General features: G+C 34.6%; 24 protein-coding genes. 19 read left to right on the forward strand and 5 right to left on the reverse strand.

Annotated elements, in window-relative coordinates:
* The first annotated feature begins 328 nt into the window (after window positions 1-328).
* From AO58_RS0105695 to AO58_RS0105740, 10 genes are all read left to right on the forward strand, one after another.
* Window positions 329-583 (forward strand): hypothetical protein, encoded by a 255-nt coding sequence (locus AO58_RS0105695; RefSeq protein ID WP_024980781.1) that lies wholly within the window; start codon window positions 329-331, stop codon window positions 581-583.
* 39 nt (window positions 584-622) lie between these two features.
* Window positions 623-1,495, forward strand: a complete 873-nt coding sequence (locus tag AO58_RS0105700) for a DUF808 domain-containing protein (protein ID WP_024980782.1) — start codon at window positions 623-625, stop codon at window positions 1,493-1,495.
* 93 nt (window positions 1,496-1,588) lie between these two features.
* Window positions 1,589-2,008, forward strand: coding sequence for a DUF1801 domain-containing protein (locus AO58_RS0105705; protein WP_024980783.1), 420 nt, complete (start codon window positions 1,589-1,591; stop codon window positions 2,006-2,008).
* A 122-nt stretch (window positions 2,009-2,130) separates the two neighbouring features.
* Complete coding sequence (locus AO58_RS16980) at window positions 2,131-2,976, forward strand: HAEPLYID family protein (RefSeq protein WP_035717413.1); 846 nt, start codon at window positions 2,131-2,133, stop codon at window positions 2,974-2,976.
* A 15-nt stretch (window positions 2,977-2,991) separates the two neighbouring features.
* The gene (locus tag AO58_RS0105715; RefSeq protein ID WP_024980784.1) at window positions 2,992-3,360 is read left to right on the forward strand and encodes a VOC family protein; all 369 of its coding nucleotides are present in this window, start codon (window positions 2,992-2,994) and stop codon (window positions 3,358-3,360) included.
* A gap of 130 nt (window positions 3,361-3,490) precedes the next feature.
* On the forward strand, window positions 3,491-4,378 hold the full coding sequence (locus AO58_RS0105720; protein ID WP_024980785.1) for a carbon-nitrogen hydrolase: 888 nt from the start codon (window positions 3,491-3,493) through the stop codon (window positions 4,376-4,378).
* 2 nt (window positions 4,379-4,380) lie between these two features.
* Complete coding sequence (locus AO58_RS0105725; RefSeq protein ID WP_024980786.1) at window positions 4,381-5,421, forward strand: agmatine deiminase family protein; 1,041 nt, start codon at window positions 4,381-4,383, stop codon at window positions 5,419-5,421.
* Window positions 5,422-5,438: 17 nt separating this feature from the next.
* Window positions 5,439-6,080 carry a sigma-70 family RNA polymerase sigma factor gene (locus tag AO58_RS0105730; protein WP_024980787.1) on the forward strand — a complete coding sequence of 214 codons (642 nt, stop codon included), beginning with the start codon at window positions 5,439-5,441 and terminating at the stop codon, window positions 6,078-6,080.
* A gap of 27 nt (window positions 6,081-6,107) precedes the next feature.
* A complete protein-coding gene (locus AO58_RS0105735; protein WP_024980788.1) occupies window positions 6,108-6,344 on the forward strand; it encodes a thioredoxin family protein in 237 nt (78 codons plus the stop codon).
* Window positions 6,345-6,355: 11 nt separating this feature from the next.
* Window positions 6,356-7,330: a permease gene (locus AO58_RS0105740; protein ID WP_024980789.1), complete on the forward strand. Its 975-nt coding sequence runs from the start codon at window positions 6,356-6,358 to the stop codon at window positions 7,328-7,330.
* Between the two features lie 62 nt (window positions 7,331-7,392).
* On the opposite strand, the gene AO58_RS0105745 is transcribed toward AO58_RS0105740, so the two are convergent.
* Window positions 7,393-9,651 carry a M1 family metallopeptidase gene (locus AO58_RS0105745; protein WP_024980790.1) on the reverse strand — a complete coding sequence of 753 codons (2,259 nt, stop codon included), beginning with the start codon at window positions 9,649-9,651 and terminating at the stop codon, window positions 7,393-7,395.
* Between the two features lie 155 nt (window positions 9,652-9,806).
* On the opposite strand from AO58_RS0105745, the gene AO58_RS0105750 reads away from it, so the two are divergent.
* The 4 genes from AO58_RS0105750 to AO58_RS0105765 all read left to right on the forward strand — a co-directional run bounded on the left by AO58_RS0105750 (window position 9,807) and on the right by AO58_RS0105765 (window position 14,105).
* The gene (locus tag AO58_RS0105750) at window positions 9,807-10,661 is read left to right on the forward strand and encodes an aldose 1-epimerase family protein (RefSeq protein ID WP_024980791.1); all 855 of its coding nucleotides are present in this window, start codon (window positions 9,807-9,809) and stop codon (window positions 10,659-10,661) included.
* A gap of 10 nt (window positions 10,662-10,671) precedes the next feature.
* Window positions 10,672-11,220 (forward strand): GNAT family N-acetyltransferase, encoded by a 549-nt coding sequence (locus tag AO58_RS0105755; RefSeq protein ID WP_024980792.1) that lies wholly within the window; start codon window positions 10,672-10,674, stop codon window positions 11,218-11,220.
* A gap of 4 nt (window positions 11,221-11,224) precedes the next feature.
* The gene (locus tag AO58_RS0105760) at window positions 11,225-13,423 is read left to right on the forward strand and encodes a TonB-dependent receptor plug domain-containing protein (protein WP_024980793.1); all 2,199 of its coding nucleotides are present in this window, start codon (window positions 11,225-11,227) and stop codon (window positions 13,421-13,423) included.
* 124 nt (window positions 13,424-13,547) lie between these two features.
* Window positions 13,548-14,105: a DUF3575 domain-containing protein gene (locus tag AO58_RS0105765; protein ID WP_024980794.1), complete on the forward strand. Its 558-nt coding sequence runs from the start codon at window positions 13,548-13,550 to the stop codon at window positions 14,103-14,105.
* On the opposite strand, the gene AO58_RS0105770 is transcribed toward AO58_RS0105765, so the two are convergent.
* Window positions 14,102-14,326 carry a VF530 family protein gene (locus AO58_RS0105770; protein ID WP_024980795.1) on the reverse strand — a complete coding sequence of 75 codons (225 nt, stop codon included), beginning with the start codon at window positions 14,324-14,326 and terminating at the stop codon, window positions 14,102-14,104. The two genes, AO58_RS0105765 and AO58_RS0105770, sit on opposite strands and share 4 nt — an antisense overlap.
* A gap of 70 nt (window positions 14,327-14,396) precedes the next feature.
* Between AO58_RS0105770 and smpB the strand changes: the two genes are divergently transcribed.
* Window positions 14,397-14,849, forward strand: a complete 453-nt coding sequence (gene smpB / locus AO58_RS0105775; RefSeq protein ID WP_024980796.1) for an SsrA-binding protein SmpB — start codon at window positions 14,397-14,399, stop codon at window positions 14,847-14,849.
* A 65-nt stretch (window positions 14,850-14,914) separates the two neighbouring features.
* Window positions 14,915-15,559 (forward strand): hypothetical protein, encoded by a 645-nt coding sequence (locus AO58_RS0105780; RefSeq protein ID WP_024980797.1) that lies wholly within the window; start codon window positions 14,915-14,917, stop codon window positions 15,557-15,559.
* 39 nt (window positions 15,560-15,598) lie between these two features.
* Here the strand turns inward: AO58_RS0105780 and AO58_RS0105785 are convergent, their stop codons facing one another.
* Window positions 15,599-16,240 (reverse strand): protein-L-isoaspartate(D-aspartate) O-methyltransferase, encoded by a 642-nt coding sequence (locus AO58_RS0105785; RefSeq protein ID WP_024980798.1) that lies wholly within the window; start codon window positions 16,238-16,240, stop codon window positions 15,599-15,601.
* Window positions 16,241-16,404: 164 nt separating this feature from the next.
* Between AO58_RS0105785 and AO58_RS0105795 the strand changes: the two genes are divergently transcribed.
* The 3 genes from AO58_RS0105795 to AO58_RS0105805 are packed head-to-tail and all read left to right on the forward strand — an operon-like array spanning window position 16,405 to window position 18,866.
* Window positions 16,405-17,373, forward strand: a complete 969-nt coding sequence (locus tag AO58_RS0105795; protein ID WP_024980799.1) for a Gfo/Idh/MocA family oxidoreductase — start codon at window positions 16,405-16,407, stop codon at window positions 17,371-17,373.
* Between the two features lie 6 nt (window positions 17,374-17,379).
* The gene (locus tag AO58_RS0105800; RefSeq protein WP_024980800.1) at window positions 17,380-17,976 is read left to right on the forward strand and encodes a hypothetical protein; all 597 of its coding nucleotides are present in this window, start codon (window positions 17,380-17,382) and stop codon (window positions 17,974-17,976) included.
* 2 nt (window positions 17,977-17,978) lie between these two features.
* Window positions 17,979-18,866, forward strand: a complete 888-nt coding sequence (locus AO58_RS0105805; RefSeq protein WP_024980801.1) for a 3-hydroxyacyl-CoA dehydrogenase family protein — start codon at window positions 17,979-17,981, stop codon at window positions 18,864-18,866.
* 73 nt (window positions 18,867-18,939) lie between these two features.
* On the opposite strand, the gene gpmI is transcribed toward AO58_RS0105805, so the two are convergent.
* The gene (gene gpmI / locus AO58_RS0105810) at window positions 18,940-20,457 is read right to left on the reverse strand and encodes a 2,3-bisphosphoglycerate-independent phosphoglycerate mutase (protein WP_024980802.1); all 1,518 of its coding nucleotides are present in this window, start codon (window positions 20,455-20,457) and stop codon (window positions 18,940-18,942) included.
* A gap of 122 nt (window positions 20,458-20,579) precedes the next feature.
* Window positions 20,580-23,006: a DUF5916 domain-containing protein gene (locus tag AO58_RS0105815; RefSeq protein ID WP_024980803.1), complete on the reverse strand. Its 2,427-nt coding sequence runs from the start codon at window positions 23,004-23,006 to the stop codon at window positions 20,580-20,582.
* Window positions 23,007-23,020: the final 14 nt, after the last annotated feature.

Here is a 23,020-nt window from a genome sequence, read left to right on the forward strand (position 1 = left end):
ACACCAGTCGAAAGATTGGTGTTTTTTTTAGGAGCAGTAACACCTTTTTTCATAATAACTTTCCCTCCCGCTGTCCGCAGTATCTTTAGGGCTGAACCCCAGCCCTAAAGGATACTTGCTCCCATCGGGGCTGAATAGAAAAAATGCTTTGCATCACTACATTTTCAAAAGATTGATAGAATCAACTTAAACAAAATAAATACAAAATGACCCTTATTTTATTCCTATAATTTGGTGTTTTTCTTTAGATTTGCCTCACTCATTTGTAAACACATAGTCAAGCAAATAATTGGAGAAGAAATGCTTTTTATAAATCAATAGCCAAAAAATGGATATCGTCAAATTCAAAATCACCCCAAAAACCATCAAAGTAGAAGTACGTAATTCCAATAATTACGTGTTTAATTTTAACAGTGCGGTGGAAATCGATAAACAAGACCGAGACGTTTTATTAAAATTATACAATGCATTAGATCTTCTTTTCAAAAAAGAAACCACAAACGAAACCAAAAACTTTATCGCTCCCAATCAAACTAATATCTTAGATCAAATCAAAGAAGTGAGTGAAACAGAAAAGCCATAAATCAAAACAAATTAAAAATTAAACTAAATTAAATAAAAAATGGGATCAGGATTTTTTGCACTTTTAGATGATATCGCAGCAATAATGGATGATGTGGCAGCAATGAGTAAAATTGCTACCAAAAAAACAGCTGGAATTTTAGGAGACGACCTAGCTGTCAATGCCGAAAAAGCTTCAGGATTTGTTTCCTCACGTGAGCTACCAGTATTGTGGGCCATTACTAAAGGTTCGTTTTTAAACAAACTAATCATTCTTCCAATAGCCTTTGTGCTTAGTGCTTTTTCGCCTTTGGCCATTAAAGTAATTTTAGTTTTGGGAGGTCTTTATTTAGCCTACGAAGGTGCCGAAAAAATTTATGAATATTTCTTTCCGCATCATCATCACGAAGCTGAGATTTCATTAACCCAATCTTTTACCGAAGAAGAGATTCTTGCACAAGAAAAAGGAAAAATAAAAGCAGCTATTGTTACAGATTTTATCCTCTCTGTTGAGATTGTAATCATTGCCTTAGGAACCGTTTTAGAGAAATCAGTCCCCACTCAAATTGCAGTAGTGTCTATTGTTGCCATTATTGCTACTATCGGTGTATACGGTATAGTAGCTTTAATTGTTCGTATGGATGATATGGGATTCAAACTAATGCAACTAAGCAGTAAAGAAAATGGCTTTTTAACCAAAATTGGAAACTTTTTGGTAAACGCTTTACCTAAAGTCATTAAAAGTTTAGCCGTAATCGGAACTATTGCTTTGATTATGGTAGCTGGTGGAATTTTTGCCCACCAAATCGACTATTTACATCACGTGCTACCAAAAGTTCCTAGTTTCATCAAAGAGCCTTTATTTGGCTTAGTGTTTGGTGGAATTACACTACTTATCGTAACCATCATAAAGAAAATTTTGGGTAAAAAATAAACAAAACCTTTATTTTCAATTAATTACAAGTTAGCTTTTGTTTTATTTACAAAATAAAAGCTAACTTTATTTTTTATATTAATTTTAAAGAAGATGGCACAAAAAACTATCGAAACAGATCAAAATGTAGCTGATTTTATTGAAAAATTTGCCGATTCAGAACAAAAGAAAAAAGACAGCCAAAAATTAGTTGAAATTATGCAGGCTGTTTCTGGATGTGAAGCTATAATGTGGGGAGCATCAATCATTGGCTTTGGCAAATATCACTACAAATACGAAAGCGGACACGAAGGAAATGCACCGCTATTGGGTTTTTCTCCAAGAAAATCGGCGATTTCGTTATATGTTTTTACTGGACTCGAAGAGCACGAATCACTTTTAACAAGTTTAGGGAAATTCAAAAGAGGAAAAGCGTGTTTGTATGTAAATAAGCTCAGCGATATCGATTTGGATCAATTGCAAAAAATTATGAAAGCCAATATCGAATACTTAAAAACTCGGTTCGAGTTATAGCACTAATTCAAACTGAATTTTGGTAATCTTTCGAAATCATTATGACAGCTTACAATTCTTAGAATTATAATAAATAAAAAAAGCAACACGTTATTAAAAACGAAGTAACTAGATTCAGTCTCATGAAAAAAATAATTTTTGTTGTATTATCAACACTCTGCTCTGCTCTTATTTTTAGTCAAAATAAGAAAGAAAAAGATAGTTTATACATTGAAGCAGTAGAAAACAAACTACATCCAGATAAAGTTCTTCACGCCGAGCCCCTTTATATTGATTTAATTAGAGATTTAGGTGCCCGAAAAGGAGAAAAAGAATGGAACGTTGGATTTGAATTAAAAGACAACAATACATTTGATTCATACAATGGATTTGTAGAATACGAGTGGGCAGTCATCGATCGTTTAGGTTTAGAAATTGAGGTCCCATTCACTTTTTATTCTCCAAACAACAGCGGCGCAACCATTCCGAAAAATGCCATAGATGGATTAAAACTAGCTACACAATACTCGTTTTATGTTTCTGAAAAAAACAAAACCACACTGGCCATTGCTTACTTAAACGAATTCGAACTACCCAATTTTTCAGATTATGGCAAATCGAAAGCCATAATTGGTAACATTTACAATCCTTTTTTTGTTGCTGCAAAACGATGGGGAAACAATTTTCATACTTTACTTTACATTGGGCCAGTGATAGAACACGAATTTGAAAACAATCATATCGAAACTACGTGGCAAATCAATACTAATTTCCATTATATGATTCCTGGAACTAGTAACTTTATTGGAATAGAATTGAATAAAGAGATTCATAATGGTGCTTTCGATATGGTCATAAGGCCTCAAATGCGTGTTGGAATAATTGATAATTTATTGATTGGAATTGTAACTGGAATCCCAATAAGCAAAGAAAACGAACGCTTTAGTACTTTCTTACGACTCATTTATGAACCCAAAGGCATACATTAAAAAAAATAAAAAAAAATGCAATTCAAAACCAAATCCATCCGCCCATTTATAGGATCTAAAAACTTCGCGGAATCTAGACAGTTTTATAAAGAGCTAGGTTTTAATGAAAGTATTCTTTCTAGCAATATGAGTTATTTCAGTACCGAAAATTTTGGTTTCTACCTACAAGATGCTTATGTAAAAGACTGGATTGACAATACTATGGTTTTTATGGAGGTTGAAAATGTAGAAGAATTTTGGGAATCATTAGTAGCATTACACCTGACGAAAAAGTATCCTACTGCCAAATTAGTCCCTATTCGCCATCTCGACTGGGGAAAGGAATGTTTTTTACACGATCCTTCTGGTATTCTTTGGCATTTTGGAGCATTTAATCCTCAATAAAAAAAAGAATTCTATTTACAATTGCACTTCAACAAAACCAATGATAGCTTGATTACAAACCAAACTTTCATTTTACCTCATTAGAACTCTTTAGAAAAAATAACTACTTTTGCACTCTAAATTTTAAGTTATGCCTAATAAAAAATACAAAATAGCGGTTATTCAATTAAACCTCAACGATGTTGCTGAAAACAACTTAAAAAAATGTTTACACTGGGTTCGAGAGGCAGCAAAACAAGGCGCAGAGGTTATTTCGTTACCAGAATTATATAGCAGTCATTATTTTTGTCAAAGTGAAGACGTGGATAATTTTGCCTTGGCAGAACCATTGTACAGTACTTCATTTATCGCTTTTTCGGCATTAGCCAAAGAATTAGGCGTGGTAATCATTGTTCCTTTCTTCGAAAAGAGAATGGCGGGAATTTACCACAACAGTGCTTACATCATTGATACCGATGGAACCGAAGCAGGACTGTATCGCAAAATGCACATTCCAGACGATCCGCATTTCTATGAAAAGTTCTACTTTACGCCAGGCGATATTGGTTTCAAAGCATTCCCTACTCAAAAAGGAAAAATTGGAACCTTAATATGTTGGGACCAATGGTATCCAGAAGGCGCAAGACTAACTGCTTTGCAAGGAGCTGAAGTGTTGTTTTACCCAACCGCAATTGGATGGCATCCTTTAGAAAAAGAACAATATGGCGAAAACCAACACGGCGCTTGGATGAATGTGATGAAAGGTCACGCGGTAGCCAATGGTGTGTATGTAGCCGCAGCCAACCGTATTGGTTTGGAACAATACATCGAAGGAACAGCTGGAATTGAATTCTGGGGTTCGTCATTTATTGCAGGACCACAAGGCGAAATTTTAGCACAAGCTTCACACGATAAAGAAGAAATACTAATTGCTGAAGTTGATTTGGATTTACAAGAAAACGTACGTCAGAATTGGCCGTTTTTCAGAGACAGACGAATCGATGCTTTTGGGGATATTACTAAAAGAGCAATAGACTAAAGATGACTACAACCTCAAGAAGATTTCCCGCAGAATGGGAAAAACAACAAGGAATCCTATTATGTTTTCCACATAACGGAAAAGACTGGCCTGGAAAATACGAAGCGGTACAATGGGCTTTCGTAGAATTCATCAAAAAAGTAGCCACCTACGAAACTGTTTTTTTAGTAGTTGCCGATGAAAAACAACAAGAGAAAGTCACTGAATTGCTAACAATGGCTACCGTAAATTTAGAGCAGATATCCTTCATCATTCATAAAACCAATAGAAGTTGGATGCGTGATTCTGGTCCAATCATTGTGAAGAATGGTAATCAAAGAGAAGCCTTGAATTTCAATTTTAACGGTTGGGCAAAGTACAAAAACATCAATTTAGATAAACACGTACCGAGTAAAGTCGCTGAACATTTACAACTTTCCTTAACTCAAGTTACCTACAAAGGAAAGCCCGTAATTGTAGAAGGTGGTGCTATTGATGTAAACGGACGTGGTACCTTGTTAACTTCAGAAGAATGCTTAATGCATCCTACGATTCAGGTGCGTAATGAAAGCTTTACCAAAGAAGATTATGAAACCGTTTTTAAAGAGTACTTAGGCATTACCAATGTCATTTGGCTAGGAGATGGTATCGAAGGTGATGATACACACGGACACATCGATGATTTATGCCGATTTGTAAATGAGGACACTATTGTCACCATTATAGAGACTAATCCAGAAGACAGCAATTACAAACCTTTGCAAGACAACTTAAAACGTTTGCAAAATGCGAAACTAGAAAACGGTCAAGCACCTGTAATTGTTACTTTACCTATGCCGAAACGCATTGATTTTGATGGATTGCGTTTACCTGCGAGTTATGCTAATTTTTTGATTTTAAATAACTGTGTTTTAGTACCTACTTTCAATGATGCAAATGACAGAGTAGCTTTGAATATTCTTTCAGAATGTTTCCCTGATAGAGAAATCATTGGCATTAGCGCCATCGATTTTATTTGGGGATTTGGAACTTTACATTGCTTGAGTCAACAAATTCCTGAGTAATTTTTTACTTTAAAAAGATGAAAAACGAATGCTGCAATATCAATGAAGTAGTAGATGAATTTTATTCTTTTCTAAAAAATTATATTCTTAAGAAAGTACAAAATCCAACGGTGGCTGAAGACATCGTTCAAGAAGTGATGCTACAACTCATTGAATCGCATCAAAAAAATAGAGCCATTGCCAATTTAAAGGCTTGGTTGTTTCAAGTAGCAAGAAATACGATTCACGATTATTTCAACAAGAATAGCATCGACAGTATCGAGATTGATGAAATCCTTCTGGACAAAAACGCACAAGCATTTGAATTATCGGTATATGATTACATTATACCGATGATTCAATTACTTCCTAAAAAATATGCTGAACCTTTGTATTGGAGTGATATTGACAAAATCCCTCAAATCGAAATCGCCAAAAAACTGAATATAACTCTTTCAGCGGCAAAAATGAGAATTCAAAGGGCAAGAATCCAATTGCGAGAACTCTTTGTTGACAGTTGTGATATTGTATATGATGCGAATGGCAACTTTGTCACTTGCACTGTTAAAAAAAACTGCACTACCGTTCAAAATCACTTGAATGATTTTAAAGCTGAAGTAAAAAAATATTTTTTTTTTCAAAAAAAATGTGTCTTTTGCTTTATTTCAAAGACTACATAGTAGAGTTTAATCTTAAAAAACAATACTATGAGTACTGAAATCAAAATTTTACATTCGTCATGCTGTGGTACTAAATCACCAATTAAAGAACAATTAACAGCAATTGCAGAAAAAAACAATCTTGATATTTCGATCACCGAGTTATCCGATTTACAAGAAACTATGGCTTTTGGAACAATGACTTTTCCTTCTTTAGTTATCAAAGGAAAAGTTTATGATTACAAAAAAATAAATAGTGAAGAGTTACTAATATCCATTCTATAATACCTTGTAAAATGGAAACCTTAGCACAACTCCTCACCTATTTGGCCGATTTATTGGTTTATAATTGCTTGGGACTTAGCGGTACCGATAAATTTGGTGCTGCTTTACATTATTTCATTATCACTTTTAGCGAAATTTCAATTTTGGTGCTTCTGGTTACCTACCTTATGGGCATTGTAACCAATTATTTGCCATTAGATAGTATTCGGATTTATTTAGAAAAAAATAAAAAAACGGGGATTGGGAATCTAGCAGCATCAACTTTGGGGGCCATTACTCCATTTTGTTCTTGTTCTTCTATACCGCTTTTTGTTGGAATGCTTAAAGCAAGAATACCTTTTGGAATAACACTTTCATTTTTGATCACATCTCCATTAGTGAATGAAATTGCAATTGCACTATTTTGGGTAACCTATGGTTGGAAAGTGGCCGTGATATACATTATAACCGGAATCGTTTTAGGTGTTGTTGGAGGTATCGTATTAGAAAAATTAGGAATGGCTAAACATGTAGCCGATTGGTTAAAAACCCCCAACTCCTTTCAGTTATCACAAGAAGAAAACAATAGAACGCTTCTTCAACGTCTTCCTGAAATTAACACAGAAGCCATTCAAACCTTGAAAAAACTAGTGGTATATGTATTTATCGGCATCGCTATTGGTTCTTTTATTCACGGATATGTACCGCAATCCTTCTTTGAAAGTTATTTATCAAAATCCAATGTTTTTGCAGTACCTATTGCAGTTTTGGCGGGTATTCCACTTTATATTGATGCCGTAGGAGTTTTGCCTGTTTTAGAATCGTTGGTTAGTAAAGGAGTACCATTGGGAACTGGAATTGCATTTATGATGGGAGCCATTGGTTTATCCATACCCGAAACCTTACTGCTTAAAAAAGTAATGAAAAAAAAGTTGATCATTACCTTTTATTGCACCATCGGTATTGGAATGATGCTTGCTGGATTTATGTTTAATATTTTTTTTTAATACAAAAAAAGACATGCAGTACACCACATACTACAAGTCTTTTTTTGTAATATCAAAGCCTTTTACTCTCTTGTAAAAGCAATTTTTTCTGTTGGACTGATGATCATATCCACTCCCGTTTTAGCTTCATTAAATTGAAACGTAACACCCGCTTCTTTAGACTCAAATGTATCTTTTCCTATCTGAGATAAACCAAATTTTGGATAATCGGTAATTTCAGCAAATAGGACACTGTTTTTTTGTGTAAACTCAATTTTTAAAGGAGCTGCTTTAGTAGAGAATTTACCCAAATAACCATCCAAAATCACATCTTTTTCAATTGTACCTGAACTTGCATTCCAAATATTATTAGCAGTATTAGAATCAGGAAAAACGTAATCTGGATCTATCACAACACTTTCAATTTCCTCAGTTGAATTGTGCTGAAATGACCATTCTTTATTGCGCTGCCAAATTTCGACTGGCAATTTCACTCGTGTCACTTTACCACTTTTTGTTTTTACATCAATTACAATAGGCATCGCCATTTTTTCAAGGTTTTCGATCGTAATGATTGCTCCGTTCTTAGGCTCATTTTTCACGTATTTTACACTATTCACACTTTGATCCAAACGCCAATTGTTTTGAAACCATGCTCGCCAAAACCAATTCAAATCTTCGCCAGAAACATTCTCCATTGTTCTAAAAAAATCATCTGGTGTAGGATGTTTAAAAGCCCATCTTTCGATATACTTTTTAAAAGCGGCATCAAAACGTTCGGCCCCCAATACTTGTTCTCTCAAAATCACTAAACCTTCACTGGGTTTAAAATAACAAAGGATACCAATGTTCTTTTCTTTCATATTATCCGGAGAACTCATAACTGGTTCTAATTTCGGACTGGTCAACATTTCACTTATAGCATGCAAATCATTTGGTCTGTCCTTGAATTCACCTTTATTAAATTCAGCTCCACTTAATGAATTGATAAAAGTGTTAAACCCTTCGTCCATCCAAGCAAACAAACGTTCGTTAGAACCAACAATCATTGGAAACCAAATGTGTCCAAACTCATGGTCTGTAACGCCCCATAAATCTTTACCTTTGGATTCCCAACTACAAAAAACAATCCCTGGATATTCCATTCCGCCTTCGTTACCCGCTACATTTGTAGCAACTGGATAAGGATATTCTAACCATTTTTTAGAGTAATGCTCTATCGAACCTTTTACATACTCTGTTGAGCGTCCCCAAGCTGCATTTCCAGCAGATTCTACTGGATAAGCAGATAATGCCAAGGCTTTTTTTCCACTCGGTAAATTGATTTTTGCGCCATCTAAAATAAATGCAGCTGACGAAGCCCAAGAAACATCGCGGGAATTTTTAATTTGATAATGCCACGTTTTCGTAGCAGTTGTGGTGTTTTTTGCGGTTGCATTCACCTCGGCTTCGGAACGAATGACTATGGTTTTATCACTGGTTAATGCTGTTTTGTATTGTTTGAATTGCTCTGCAGTATACACTTCTGCTGGGTTCAACAACTCACCTGAACATACTACAAAATGATTCGCGGGTGCAGTAATTTTAACATCAAAATTACCGTATCCTAAGTAAAATTCTGAAGCACCAAGGTAAGGATGAACATTCCACCCTCTCACATCATCGTACACACACATTCTTGGATACCACTGCGCCATGGTAAAAATTTTTCCATTTTTGGTTCCCAAAACGCCCATTCTATCCGAACCTTCATTGGGAGCTATAAAAGAAAATTCAATAACTAATTTGACACTTCCTCCTTTAGCTGTAAGAGCTTCCGGCAGAAAAACTTGCATTCGAGTATCAGTAATTACAAATTTTACGTCGGTTGCTGTTTTAGCTTTTCCTGAAATAGCTTTAACGGATTTGATTTTAAAACCTCCATCAAAAACTTGTCCTTGGCCTCCATTTCTACTTCCTGTTAACGGAACAAGCGCGGCACCTCTAGAATCTTCTTTGAATAAATTTTGTTCTAAGTTCAACCACAAAAACTCTAACTTATCTGGACTGTTGTTGGTGTATGTAATTTCATCCGTCCCCACCACTTCATTGGTAGCGTCATTCAATTTTACCTTCAACTGATAATCCGCCCGATTTTGCCAATACTCAGGGCCTGGCTGACCACTAGCTGAGCGGGTAGGCGTTCCGTTTTTAGTATAAAAATTAGGACCAAACGTATCATGATAATCGTATTTTGATACGGTGCTTTTGCTTTCAGATGATGTAGGTTGCTGCCCAAAAACGGATAAAACCCCGAAAAAGAGCCCCAAGCATGAAATCCAATTTGCTTTCATAATGTGCATGTTTTTATTAGTATGAACACAAATTAAATGAAAAAATAATAGTTTTCACTACTAAAAATATATAAATTAAGATAATTCTTAAGGTTTCTAGCCATCTATTTCTACATGTATTGTAATATCAATATATTTACACCTCATTATTAAAAATAAACATCGTGACTACCATTTCTATAAGCAATTCAAAAATTACTGCTCAATTCAAAACATTGGGTGCCGAATTATTTTCTTTAAAAGATACAAACAACAAAGAATTCATTTGGGAAGGCAACCCAAAACATTGGGGAAAACACTCCCCTATTTTATTCCCAATAGTAGGCTCATTAAAAAACAATTCCTTTGAATACGAAGAAGCCTCTTATTCTCTACCACGCCATGGTTTTGCTCGCGAATTAACCTTTGAAGTAATTGACAAAAAAGAAGATAGTGTTCTTTTTTCATTACAATCCAATGAAGAAACATTAAAAAAATATCCGTTCTCGTTTGAACTTCAATTGAGCTATACCTTAATTGGTAGTTCATTACATTTAGGATACAAAGTCATCAACACTTCGAATACTGTGCTTCCGTTTTCTATAGGTGGACATCCTGCCTTTGCCTTACCCAAAGCTTTTGAAAAATATAGTTTACAATTTGATACTTCAAATTCACTAACCTATCATTTACTGGAGGAGGGCTTGATTTCAAATCAAACGAAAACCATAGAAATCCCAAATCAACAATTGAATTTGGAGTATCCGTTATTTGAAAATGATGCTTTGGTGTTCAAAAATATACCTTCAAAATCAGTAACAATTTTAGAAGAAAACCAACCCATACTCAAAGTAGATTATACCGATTTTCCAGATCTTGGCGTTTGGACTCCAGTAAATGCTCCTTTTATTTGTATTGAACCTTGGTTTGGTTATTCAGACACACCAAATAATTCAGGAAAAATTATTGAAAAAGAGGGCATTCAATTGGTCGAGCCAAATTCTTTTTTTCAGTCAAATTATACAATAACGCTCCTTTAAATTAAATAAAATGTTAACCATCAACTTCTCTCCTTTTCCGAATTTAGAAACCGAAAGACTCATCTTAAGAAGGGTTTCTACCGATGATATCAATGAGATATTTGCCTTGCGTTCGAATCCAGAAACTATGAAATACATCCCGAGACCATTAGTAACCAATGAAGAAGAGGCTTTGGCACACTTTAAAATGATTGATGATAAAATTGAAACCAACGAAGGCATCAATTGGGCAATTACCTTAAAAGGAAATAACACTATGATCGGACTCATTGGACATTATCGCATCAAACCTGAACATTATAGAGCCGAAGTTGGGTATATGATTTTACCTGAATATCATGGAAAAGGAATTACTACAGAAGCAGTTCAATGCGTAGTAGATTATGGCTTCACTAGAATGAAATTACATTCTATTGAAGGGGTTATTGACCCTGAAAATGAAGCTTCTCAGAAAGTTTTACAAAAATGTGGTTTCGTTAAAGAAGCACATTTTAAAGAAAATGAATACTTTGACGGTAAATTTATTGATGCGGTGGTATATAGTATATTGAACAAGTAAAAAAATGAAACAAGTTATCATCACCTTGTTTTGTCTATGCTCTTTTATGGGCTTTTCGCAAGTAACAAAAGATAGCGTGAATGCCGTTGAATTAAACGAACTAGTGGTTAGCGCTAGACGTTTTGCACAACCTAAAAAGAAAATGACACAGCAATTAGAAACGCTGTCCAAAAAGCAAATCGAGTTTCAAAATTTTCAAACCAGCTCTGATGCACTTGCGAATTCTGGAACATTGGCAGTTCAAAAATCACAACAAGGTGGCGGAAGTCCAATTATTAGAGGATTTGAATCCAGTAGAATTCTATTACTTGTAGACGGAATCCGAATGAACAACCTTATTTATCGAGCTGGTCATTTGCAAAATATTATCACCGTTGATAAAAATATGCTCGATAACATTGATGTGCTCTTTGGTCCTTCTTCTACCGTCTATGGAAGTGATGCAATGGGTGGAGCTATTTTTCTTCAAACCAAAAACCCCCGTTTACTTGACGAAAATGACAATAAAAAGTTTTCTGGAAACGTATTGTCTTCTTATAGCACTGTAAACGAAGGCAAATCTGGTCATTTTGATTTTAATTATGCTGGCAATCGATGGGCGAGCCTAACCTCTTTTTCTTATAATGAATTTGGAGATTTAAGAATGGGAAAAAACAAAAATGGTAACAATGCTTTCTTTGGAGAACGCCCTTTTTATGTAGTAACCAATAACGAAGTAGACACTCAAGTGGCTAACACAAATAAATACATTCAGAAATTCTCTGGCTACTCCCAATATGATTTTATGCAAAAAGTAGTTTTTAAGCAAAACGAATCTACTAAACATCAATTGAATATTCAATATTCCACTACTTCTGATATTCCAAGATACGACCGTTTGACGGACACGAATACATCAGGGAAATTAAGGTCGGCTGTTTGGAATTACGGTCCACAAGACAGATTTTTATCAGCCTATAAACTTGTAAAAAAAGACATTTTTGGCTCCACAACCTTGAATTTGAACGCTAGTTATCAAAAAGTAGAAGAAAGCAGGATTACCAGAAGTTTTGGTAGCGCCAATCAAACTTCTAGAATTGAAAAAGTAAATGTGTATGCTTTGACTTCTGATTTTAAAACTAAAATTGGCAATGGAGATTTGGTATACGGTGCCGACTTTTATTATGATGATTTACAATCAAAAGGAATTCGAAAAAACATCTTAACTGGCGCGGAATCCGTTACAGATTCCCGTTATCCTGATGGAAAAAACAATACACTTAGAGCCGAAGCATTTGCTTATTTCAATAATGACATTACTGATTTGACAACATTCAATACTAGCTTTAGAGGTGGTTATACACAATTGAATAGCGAAGCAAATACTAATTTTTTCAAACTTCCTTACACCACTGTAAAACAAGAAAGTTTTACCTACAGCGGAGCTATTGGAATTGCTCATAACCCTAGTAAGAATTTGAAATTAGCATTCAATTTAGCCTCTGCTTTTCGAGTACCGAATATTGATGATTTGGCTAAAATTTTCGAATCCATTCCCGGAAGAGTCATTGTTCCCAATCAAAACATAAAACCAGAACAATCTGTCACTGCTGATATGGGAATCACCTTTTGGGAAGGCAAACGGTTTCAACTAGAAAACACCTTCTTTTATACTCGTTTGTATGATGCTATCGTGACCTCACCTTTTGAACTCAATGGACAAAATAGTCTCATTTATGAAGGACAATTAAGTCAAATCTACGCGAATCAAAATCAAGGAAAAGGGGAAATTGTAGGGCTTTCCACTTCTCTAAAATGGTATTTGTTTCCAAAATTGCTTTTGTATGGTAACTTCAATTACACCAACGGAAGAGTTGAAAACAATTCAGGCCGCTTTCCGTTAGACCATATAGCTCCAACCTATGGAAAAGTAGGCTTGAGTTATGAAGCCGATAAGTGGATGGTGGATACCTATGTTTTATACAATGGCAAAAAAAGACTAAAAGAGTATTCTCCAAGTGGAGAAGATAATTTACAATATGCGCCAGCCAACGGAATGCCTGCTTGGGAAACCTATAATTTGAAAGGAGCGTATAAATTAATAAATAATCTTACCCTCTTTTCTGGTATAGAAAACTTATTGGACACACAATACAGAACTTTTGCTTCTGGAATAAATGCTGGAGGACGAAATTTTTATTTGGGAGGAAAGTATACGTTTTAACCAATTGAAATACCAAGTGTTGCTTTTTTTATATTTAAAAAACCAATGCTTGGTTATCATTAATCCATATTCGGCTCAGAATTTTCCCAAAAATAGATTTACCTTTACCGTAAATTAAACAAACATGAAAAAAACAATTGCATTTCTTTTATTATTAGTAGTCACAACAAGTTTTGGCCAAACATACGTCAAATTTAATGGTGCAACAGCTTTAGTTGGCGTTCCAAATATTGGGATTGAAACAAGCATTGGAAAAAAATTGACATTTAATTTTGATGTAATGGCTTCATTCTGGAAATCTTTTGATGGTCATCATCCTATGCAATTTTACACTTTTACTCCAGAGGTTCGTTATCACTTTAAAGAAAAATATAACGGCTGGTATTTTGGTGGACACGCAGGACCTGATATTTATAAAATTCAGAAATGGAATTATTGGAACACTAATAAATACGAAGAAGGATTTGGCTATCGATTAGGAGCTACCATTGGATATAACTTTAAAATCTCTGACAAGATTGTCTTAGATGCATTTGTTGGCGGTGGTTGGCATCAAGGTTTTTATAAAGGATATTACAATGATGGCACACCCGGACGCTATGAAAAGGCTAAAGATTGGAACAAAAGTGGCGAGTGGTTGCCGTATCGTGGTGGACTAATGCTCTCTTATAAATTAAATTAAAACTTAGAGAGCGATCGTATATACAACTCTTCTACTTGTTTGCGAGCCCAATCTGTTTTTCGTAAAAAGGTTAAGCTGGACTTGATACTTGGATTATTTGTAAAGCACTTTATTTTTATCAATTCGCTCAAAGTATCAAATCCGTATAAACCGACTAATTGCTCTACCATCTTTTGAAGGGTGATACCGTGTAATGGATCGTTTGATTTTTTATTTTCCATAAGGCAAATGTATAGCATTTTTGTAAAAAGAATTGTGCTTTCATTAATTTGTACCTAAATTTGCTGACCTATGCAAAAAACAGTCAACATACTTAATAAAAGAGCGCGTTTTGATTATGAAATAATCGAAACTTTTACTGCTGGAATTGTTTTGGCAGGCACCGAGATAAAATCCATTCGTTTGGGTAAAGCCAATATTACTGAAAGTTTTTGTGAATTTAACAACAATGAACTATTCGCTATCAATACCTATATTGAAGAATATGCCTTTGGAAACCAATTCAATCACAAAGCCAGAAGTGAACGCAAATTATTACTGAATAAACGAGAATTAAAATCCTTAGCAAGAAGTGTACAAGCCAAAGGTTTAACCATTGTGCCCTTAAAAATGTTCACCAATGAAAAAGGAATGGCAAAACTACAAATTGGCCTTTGCAGAGGTAAAAAAACATACGACAAAAGGGAATCACTCAAAGAACAAGACACCAAACGTGATTTGGATCGGATTAAGAAGGCTTTTTAATTTCACTATTCTTTTGTAATTTTCAAAGTTAAAATCATTATTTTTACTATACTAACCTTAAAAAAATGATTTTGAAAAAACTATTATTATCCTTACTCGCATTAACTTTTTTCAGTTGTGGAACCAATACTGCCATTGTTAACAGTTGGAGCGATCCGACAACAACTATTGAACAACAACATTTCAAAAAAATACTAGTTGTTGCATTAGTCAAAGACGAAGCTACTCGCCGAGTAACTGAAAACCGAATCTCTTCCTCCAATCCAGTATTTGTGACTTCTTTTCAATATTTGAATGGAACAAATTTAGAATTAAGCAAAGAACAAAAACTCAAAATCCTTAAAGATGAGAATTTTGATGGGGTACTTACCATGCGCTTGGTGAGCAAAGAAAAAGAGACCAATTATGTTCCAGGTACTAACACTTCTCTTTTTTATGGTGGCTTTAATGGCATGTATTCTGGTATCTACGGCTATGGTTTTGGCAATTGGTACGGAATGTATTCGCCTAATTTTTATACTCCTGGATACTACCAAGAAAACACCTATTATATGGTAGAAACCAATATCTTTTCCTTAAATCAAAACAAATTAATTTGGACAGGAACTACAAAATCTTCTAACGCATCAGACTTAGGGCTTAAAGTAGACGAAATAATGAAAACACTTTATGGTCAAATGATCAAAGACAAAACGGTCATTAAAAAATAAAAAAAAACGGTTAGTGAAAAATCTAACCGCTTTTTTTATCTAATTTTTATCTTCTAGCAAAGGAACAAAACGAAATTCTCCAAACTCATGTTTTTCAAATTGCGTAGCATTTTTCCTAATGAGCAAAGTCATAATTTGAACTTCTTCTCCCAAAGGAATAACTAACCTTCCTCCTATTTTTAGTTGAGCCATCAAAGGCTTAGGAATAAATGGTGCTCCTGCTGTAACAATAATACTATCAAATGGTGCGTGTAATGGCAACCCCTTGTAACCATCACCAAAAGACACATGCTTAGGTCTGATTCCTAATTTTCGGAACAAAACAGACGTTTTTTTAAACAATTCACTTTGGCGTTCTACGCTATACACTTTAGCTCCTAAAGCACATAATACTGCCGTTTGATACCCAGAACCTGTTCCTATTTCAAGTACTTTATCTTCTTTTTTTACTTCCAATAATTGAGACTGAAAAGCAACCGTGTAGGGCTGAGAAATGGTTTGATCAGCACCAATTGGAAATGCCTTATCTTGATAAGCATACGCCTCAAAACTAGAATCTAAAAAAAGGTGTCTTGGTATTTTTCCGATAGCCTCTAATACAGCCATATCCGTAATTCCTTTTTCTTTTAAAAGAGTAACCAATTGATTTCTAAGTCCTTGATGTTTAGCAGTATCTTTCAATGTTGTTTATAATTATTTCGGCAAAAATAAACTAAAAATTCAAATTCCAAATGGAAAATAAAACCAATTAAAAGTACAATTAACCAACTTTTATCAGTAGGATTTAGATAGATTACCATTGGTAATTCTCATTAAATTGCTATTTTTGTAAAAAGAACATTCTTATGCTAAAAATTGGAGTATTAGGTGCTGGTCACTTAGGAAAGATACATTTGCGTTTACTGCAACAGTCAGAAAAATATGAATTAGTAGGTTTTTATGATGAAAACCTTGAAAATGGCCAAAAGATAGAAAAAGAATTTGGTTACAAACAATTCAAAACTATAGCCTCTCTAATTCATGCTGTAGATGTGGTCGATATTGTAACCCCTACCTTGTCTCACTTTAAATGCGCCAAAGTAGCCATTAAGTCAGGCAAACACGTTTTTATAGAAAAACCCATTTCAAATACAGTTGAAGAAGCTCTAGAGATTATCGCCTTAGCCAAAGAGTATAATGTAAAAGGTCAAGTGGGGCATGTAGAACGCTTCAATCCAGCATTTATCGCAACTAAAAACATGATTGAAAACCCCATGTTTATTGAAGCCCACCGTTTGGCCGAATTCAATCCTCGCGGAACCGATGTGCCTGTAGTCTTGGATTTGATGATACACGATATTGATGCTATTTTAAGTGTAGTACAGTCGAAAGTCAAAAACGTAAGCGCAAGTGGTGTATCTGTCATTAGCGAAACTCCCGATATTGCCAATGCAAGAATTGAATTTGAAAATGGTTGCGTGGCCAATCTAACCGCCAGCCGTATTTCGATGAAAAACATGCGCAAATCAAGATTCTTTCAAAAAGACGCGTATATCTCGGTTGACTTTCTAGAAAAAAGATGTGAGGTAGTAAAAATGAAAGATGCACCAGAAGTCCCAGGTGATTTCGATATGATATTACAAAATGCAGAAGGCGTAAAAAAGCAAATCTATTTTTCTAATCCTGATGTCGCCCAAAACAACGCCATCTTAGACGAATTAAATTCCTTCGCAGACGCCATCAACAACAATACGACTCCTGTTGTTACCTTAGAGCAAGCAACAGAAGCCCTAAGTGTAGCCTATCAAATTATCGATTGTTTTAATAAGCAGTAAGCTTGAATGGAAAACAAATTAGAAATTAAATTCAGGAACCAAAAACAATCCTTTGAAATTATTGAGGAGGAAATTATAGTTGATTTAAAAACTTCAAAACATAAATTAAAATATAATGTTCCTCTCGAAGAAATTAAGAAAACTCATTTTGTAACTAAATCAAAGGAAGACGGATTCTTTTTAATTTCTCTATTCTCATTTATTTTAAATTTTTTACTTCTGAGTTATTTCATTATTGATAATTATAAATTAGGAAATATGTTCTTACAGAGTACTCTTTTAACAATTTCTCTTGTATTTATAGCAATCATTAAAGCCTTTTTTGACGGACATGATGAAAAACATTTAGATGCATCCAAGCTTTTGTATTTTATATATACAAAAAAAAATGCTACCGAAGTTGATCAGTTTATAGAATTGATTTACAACAAACAAAAAGACTGTTTTCGAAAAAAATATTTTGTAATTGATACGGTGCTTCCTTACAATGTCCAATACGAAAGATATCTTTGGTTATATACCAATAATTATATCAATGAATACGAATACGAAATCATAAAGGAAGACTTAGGTAAGTATTTCAATTTTAATCCAACCATTTAATTATGAAAACAATAGCTGTCATAGGTTCTGGCACCATGGGCAACGGAATTGCCCACACTTTCGCACAAAGCGGATTTACAGTAAAATTAATTGATGTTTCTGAAAAAGCATTAGATAAAGGAATGGCTACCATCGCTGCCAATTTGGACCGAATGGTAAGCAAAGGCAGCATTACAGAAGAAGACAAAGCCAAAACCATTACCAATATCATTACGTATACGGATATCAAAGACGGAGTAGTTGGTGTAGATTTAGTAGTAGAAGCCGCTACAGAAAACGTAGATTTAAAACTGAATATCTTCAAACAATTAAATGAAGTTTGTTCCCACAATACCATTTTAGCGACTAATACCTCATCAATTTCCATCACACAAATTGGAGCTGTGGTAAGTCATCCAGAGCGTGTTATCGGTATGCATTTTATGAATCCGGTGCCTATTATGAAATTAGTTGAAATCATTAGAGGATACAACACTTCTGATGAGGTTACCGAAATAATCATGAAATTGTCTGAAAAACTAGGAAAAGTTCCTGTTGAAGTAAACGATTATCCTGGTTTTGTGGCGAACCGAATTTTGATGCCTATGCTAAATGAAGCAATAGAAACATTGTACAATAAAGTAGCAGGTGTTTACGAAATAGATACGGTAATGAAACTTGGTATGGGACATCCAATGGGACCATTACAGTTAGCTGATTTTATTGGCTTGGATGTGTGTTTAGCCATTTTAAATGTAATGTACGAAGGATTCAAAAACCCAAAATACGCTCCTTGCCCGCTATTGGTCAATATGGTGCGCGCTGGAAAGTTAGGCGTAAAATCGGGCGAAGGATTCTACGATTACAGTGAAAGCAAAAAAGCAGAAAAAATTTCAAAAATGTTCTTGTAATTTTCTTTACTTGCACAAAAAAACAAACCCCAAAATCATTAGATTTTGGGGTTTCCTATTTTAAAATATTGTCTTACAACAAAGAATGACTAGTCATAACTTCAGGTTTCTCAACACCCATCAATTCTAAAATGGTTGGAGCAATATCCCCTAACACACCATCATTGATGTTTTTCAAATCCTTATCCACTAAAATAATAGGCACTGGATTTGTCGTGTGAGCTGTGTTTGGACTTCCATCAGGATTGATCATCGTTTCACAGTTACCGTGATCCGCAATTACAATAGTAGTATAATCATTAGCTAAAGCCGCTTCAATCACTTCTTTCACACAAGCATCAACTGCTTCACAGGCTTGGATGGCAGCGCTCATTACTCCTGTATGCCCAACCATATCACCGTTGGCAAAATTCAAACAAACGAAATCTACCTCACCTTTATGCAATTCAGGAACCAAAGCATCTTTCAATTCATAAGCACTCATTTCTGGTTTCAAATCATAAGTGGCTACTTTTGGAGAATTTCTTAAGATACGTGTTTCGCCCTCAAAAGGAACTTCTCTTCCTCCTGAGAAAAAGAACGTAACATGTGGATATTTTTCTGTTTCAGCAATACGAATTTGTTTTTTATTGGCTTTTTCTAAAACCTCACCCAAAGTTTCAGTGATGTTGTCTTTGTTGTACACCACTTTCACATTTTCATACGTTTCATCGTAATTGGTCAAAGTAACATAATACAAAGACAATTTGTGCATATTTTGCTCATGAAAATCTTTTTGCGATAAAGCTTCTGTCAATTCACGTCCTCTGTCTGTTCTGAAGTTAAAGAAAATAACTACGTCATCTTCTTCTATTTTAGCCAATGGTTGACCTGCTTCGTCTACAACAACCAAAGGATCTATAAATTCATCCGTCACATCTTTAGCATAGCTTTCTTCAATTGCTGCCACTGGATTTTGAGTAGCCGTTCCTGTTCCATTTACAACTAAATCATAGGCTAACTTTACACGCTCCCATCTTTTATCACGATCCATAGCATAATATCTACCTACAACCGACGCTAATTTAGCTGTTGTTGGCGCCATGAAATCTTGTAAATCTTGAATGTATTGTTTTCCTGATTTTGGATCTACATCACGTCCGTCAGTAAAAGCATGCACAAAAACATCTTGCAAACCATAAGTTTGTGATGCTTCAATTAATCCTCTTAAATGTGAAGTATGTGAATGCACTCCACCATCAGAAACTAATCCTAAGAAATGTACTTTTTTGTTGTTTTCTTTAGCATAAGTAAAGGCATCAACTAAAACAGATTCTTTAGCTAAAGTATGATTTGCCACAGCCAAATTGATTTTTGCCAAATCTTGATATACAATTCTACCAGCACCCAAATTCATGTGTCCCACTTCACTATTCCCCATTTGCCCCTCTGGCAAACCAACATTTAAACCATCGGTTCTAAGTTGTGCACTAGGATATTTTTCGTAAAGACTATTGATAAAAGGTACATTGGCATTGTCTATTGCAGACACCTTAGGATCAGGAGATTTCCCCCATCCATCAAGTATCATAAGGATAACTTTCTTGTTCATAATTATTTTTTTATCAAATATAAAGAATTTTGAAGCGCCGAAAAAGGATTCTAAAATTCGCTTTTTCATTTCAATCGATGTAGGTGATAAAAATTCACAAAAAAGACCCTAAAATTTCGATTTTAACTTTTTATAAACAAATTCTTCGCTTCATTATAATCAATAAAATAGCGTACACTGATCGATAAAGTGTGTTGCAATTTCTCATTGGTTAAAATGGTATTCAGATTATCGCTATAATTTTTATTGATAAGGTTCTCAAAATTAGCCGAACTGTTGCGATACAAAAACGAAACCTGACTTCCGGGTGCAAACCACCAAGAACAAGACAAGTCCATATTCCAAGAATAAAAACTTGAATTCTTATTCAGATTATACCCCATAAATTCAACCAATCTTCCATTGGGAGCTAGTTGAAGTATGTTTTTGTTTTCTGCATAAGACCAATATTGTCTCACCAATAAATTAAAATTAACCTGACTATTTATGGAATATTTCCCAGAAATATTATGAGAATAAGTAACTACATTTCGATTAGCAAAAAGAATCATTTTATCTAAAGAAGCGTCAATCGTATTCTCAACTTTATCAATATACCCTTTATTATTATTTCGTCTTGAAAATCCAAAATCATACACTACCGCCATTTTATCATTAAAACGATATCTTGGGCTCACAGTCACGCCGATAAAATCTCTTCCAGGTTCATCTGAACGAAAATACTCTGGATTAATATCAAAGGCAAATTTGTAGTTGTAATTACGAGAATAGTATGCCCAAAAGCCATAACTCGTAGGGGTGATGACATATCGACCTGACTGACGAGGTTCATAATAATCATAATTTTCAAAGGGATTAAAAACAATGCCAAGACCATATGAATTATTCTTTTTGGTTTCGATATTGGTGTTTATATTGATGTTATTGCCTTGCACCTGCCCTGTTTCTTTATTGAATTGGAGGAAATTATTATAATTCACTCGAAATCCATTGAAGTTTTTGGTCGGATTTAAAATTCTATAATTCGCATTTCCGTAAAAACTATAATAATTGGTTTGAAAATTAATCCCTAGATCGTTATTATCAAAGTCTTTGGTGTATAAATCTGTCCCCAAACTATAGCGATAATTCCCTGAAGTTTCGGCAAAATTAAGTTGTGTAGCTATGCCTTTTTTTACTATTTCATCATTAACATAACTGTATTTAAAATCACCCGACAAGTTATAGGTATTGGCTTTGGTATTCAAATCCCAAACTAGGGCCGAAACATTTCCATCTCTAAAACTTCCGTTTCTAGTTACGTTGGTATTGACAAAAGTGACTGATGAATTTTTACGAAATCGTTGATCCAAAACCAATACATTATAATTAGCCAAAGGCTCCACTAATTCTCTTCGAATCGCACCGGTTTTAGTGTTTTGCAAGGTTGAATTTGTTTTTTCGGTCACTGCATTCAACACGCCAATTCCTAATCCTCCTTTGGTTCTTCCCGATATTTTTAAAGCATTTAATAAATTTACACTGGCAGGGTTATCGATAATAATCTCATCTTTTTCTTTGGTTGGATACAAGGTTGGCGCACCCCCAATTCTTCTGGAGTATAATAAATTCCCTTTGCTAAACAAGTCAGTCCCTTCGGTGAAAAATGGTCTATTTTCATTGAATTGTTGTTCAAAAGGACCCAAATTTAAAATCTGATCATCGTATTTGGTTTGCCCAAAATCTGGAATTAAAATGGCATCAAGTGTAAATGCGTCGTTAATGCCGTATTTGATATCCAAACCTCCTTTCAACGTTCCTTTTGTTTTTTGTTGGTCGTTGGCATTTAAATAAAACGAAGAATAAGGTAATAAAAAAAGTCGTGTAGGGGTTTTAATATTTTCAATTCCGGTCAGTATGCCATTTTGTTGAGTAAAAGTCCCCAGTTTTGAATCGATAAAATTCCATGAATATTTTTGACGATCTCTTCGTATCTCTCTAAAGAAATTAACCCCCCAAGTTTGAATTTTCTCAGGCGAAAAACGTAAGGCAGCATACGGAATACGCATTTCAACTGTCCAACCAAAATCTGTAATAATCGCTTTGCTATCCCAAACCGCATCCCAAGAATAATCTTCACCATTAGTATCCGTAGTAATACAATCCGCTTGCCCATCGGCCGCATTGACAAAAAATTGAAAATCTTGTTGACCATCATTATAGCCATTTATAAAAACACCAAAAAGATCAGCCGTACCAAAATCGTCTCGTTTAGAAATTTCCTTTAGAATTTTTTGAGGCTGATCATCGAACATTTTAGCCGAAATATAAATGGCATTGTTATCAAACAAAACTTTTACTTCAGAACGTTTTTCAGGAGCTACTGCCTTTCCGTTATCTGGCTGAAACATAATAAAATCCGTGGCCGGCTGCACCGTTTCCCATACCTTCTCCTCTACTTTTCCATCAACAGTAATGGGTTCCGTAATCAACTTAGTAGCAATGCTCTTCTTTTGACCATGAGCAAAAAAAGAAAAAAACAAAACAAAAAACAGTACAATTGATTTCATAGGAATAGATTAAA

The sequence above is a fragment of the Flavobacterium succinicans LMG 10402 genome, from assembly GCF_000611675.1.
GTDB classification, from domain to species: domain Bacteria; phylum Bacteroidota; class Bacteroidia; order Flavobacteriales; family Flavobacteriaceae; genus Flavobacterium; species Flavobacterium succinicans.

Bases quoted from the DNA above. Each gene is read 5' to 3' on its own strand.
- AO58_RS0105695 (WP_024980781.1), top strand. From the start codon at position 329: ATGGATATCGTCAAATTCAAAATCACCCCAAAAACCATCAAAGTAGAA.
- AO58_RS0105755 (WP_024980792.1), top strand. From the start codon at position 10,672: ATGTTAACCATCAACTTCTCTCCTTTTCCGAATTTAGAAACCGAAAGA.
- AO58_RS0105720 (WP_024980785.1), top strand. From the start codon at position 3,491: ATGCCTAATAAAAAATACAAAATAGCGGTTATTCAATTAAACCTCAAC.
- AO58_RS0105740 (WP_024980789.1), top strand. From the start codon at position 6,356: ATGGAAACCTTAGCACAACTCCTCACCTATTTGGCCGATTTATTGGTT.
- AO58_RS0105715 (WP_024980784.1), top strand. From the start codon at position 2,992: ATGCAATTCAAAACCAAATCCATCCGCCCATTTATAGGATCTAAAAAC.
- AO58_RS0105735 (WP_024980788.1), top strand. From the start codon at position 6,108: ATGAGTACTGAAATCAAAATTTTACATTCGTCATGCTGTGGTACTAAA.
- AO58_RS0105760 (WP_024980793.1), top strand. From the start codon at position 11,225: ATGAAACAAGTTATCATCACCTTGTTTTGTCTATGCTCTTTTATGGGC.
- AO58_RS0105795 (WP_024980799.1), top strand. From the start codon at position 16,405: ATGCTAAAAATTGGAGTATTAGGTGCTGGTCACTTAGGAAAGATACAT.
- smpB (WP_024980796.1), top strand. From the start codon at position 14,397: ATGCAAAAAACAGTCAACATACTTAATAAAAGAGCGCGTTTTGATTAT.
- AO58_RS0105770 (WP_024980795.1), bottom strand. From the start codon at position 14,326: ATGGAAAATAAAAAATCAAACGATCCATTACACGGTATCACCCTTCAA.
- AO58_RS0105745 (WP_024980790.1), bottom strand. From the start codon at position 9,651: ATGCACATTATGAAAGCAAATTGGATTTCATGCTTGGGGCTCTTTTTC.
- AO58_RS0105705 (WP_024980783.1), top strand. From the start codon at position 1,589: ATGGCACAAAAAACTATCGAAACAGATCAAAATGTAGCTGATTTTATT.
- AO58_RS0105780 (WP_024980797.1), top strand. From the start codon at position 14,915: ATGATTTTGAAAAAACTATTATTATCCTTACTCGCATTAACTTTTTTC.
- AO58_RS0105725 (WP_024980786.1), top strand. From the start codon at position 4,381: ATGACTACAACCTCAAGAAGATTTCCCGCAGAATGGGAAAAACAACAA.
- AO58_RS0105765 (WP_024980794.1), top strand. From the start codon at position 13,548: ATGAAAAAAACAATTGCATTTCTTTTATTATTAGTAGTCACAACAAGT.
- AO58_RS0105805 (WP_024980801.1), top strand. From the start codon at position 17,979: ATGAAAACAATAGCTGTCATAGGTTCTGGCACCATGGGCAACGGAATT.
- gpmI (WP_024980802.1), bottom strand. From the start codon at position 20,457: ATGAACAAGAAAGTTATCCTTATGATACTTGATGGATGGGGGAAATCT.
- AO58_RS0105730 (WP_024980787.1), top strand. From the start codon at position 5,439: ATGAAAAACGAATGCTGCAATATCAATGAAGTAGTAGATGAATTTTAT.
- AO58_RS0105800 (WP_024980800.1), top strand. From the start codon at position 17,380: ATGGAAAACAAATTAGAAATTAAATTCAGGAACCAAAAACAATCCTTT.
- AO58_RS0105815 (WP_024980803.1), bottom strand. From the start codon at position 23,006: ATGAAATCAATTGTACTGTTTTTTGTTTTGTTTTTTTCTTTTTTTGCT.
- AO58_RS16980 (WP_035717413.1), top strand. From the start codon at position 2,131: ATGAAAAAAATAATTTTTGTTGTATTATCAACACTCTGCTCTGCTCTT.
- AO58_RS0105700 (WP_024980782.1), top strand. From the start codon at position 623: ATGGGATCAGGATTTTTTGCACTTTTAGATGATATCGCAGCAATAATG.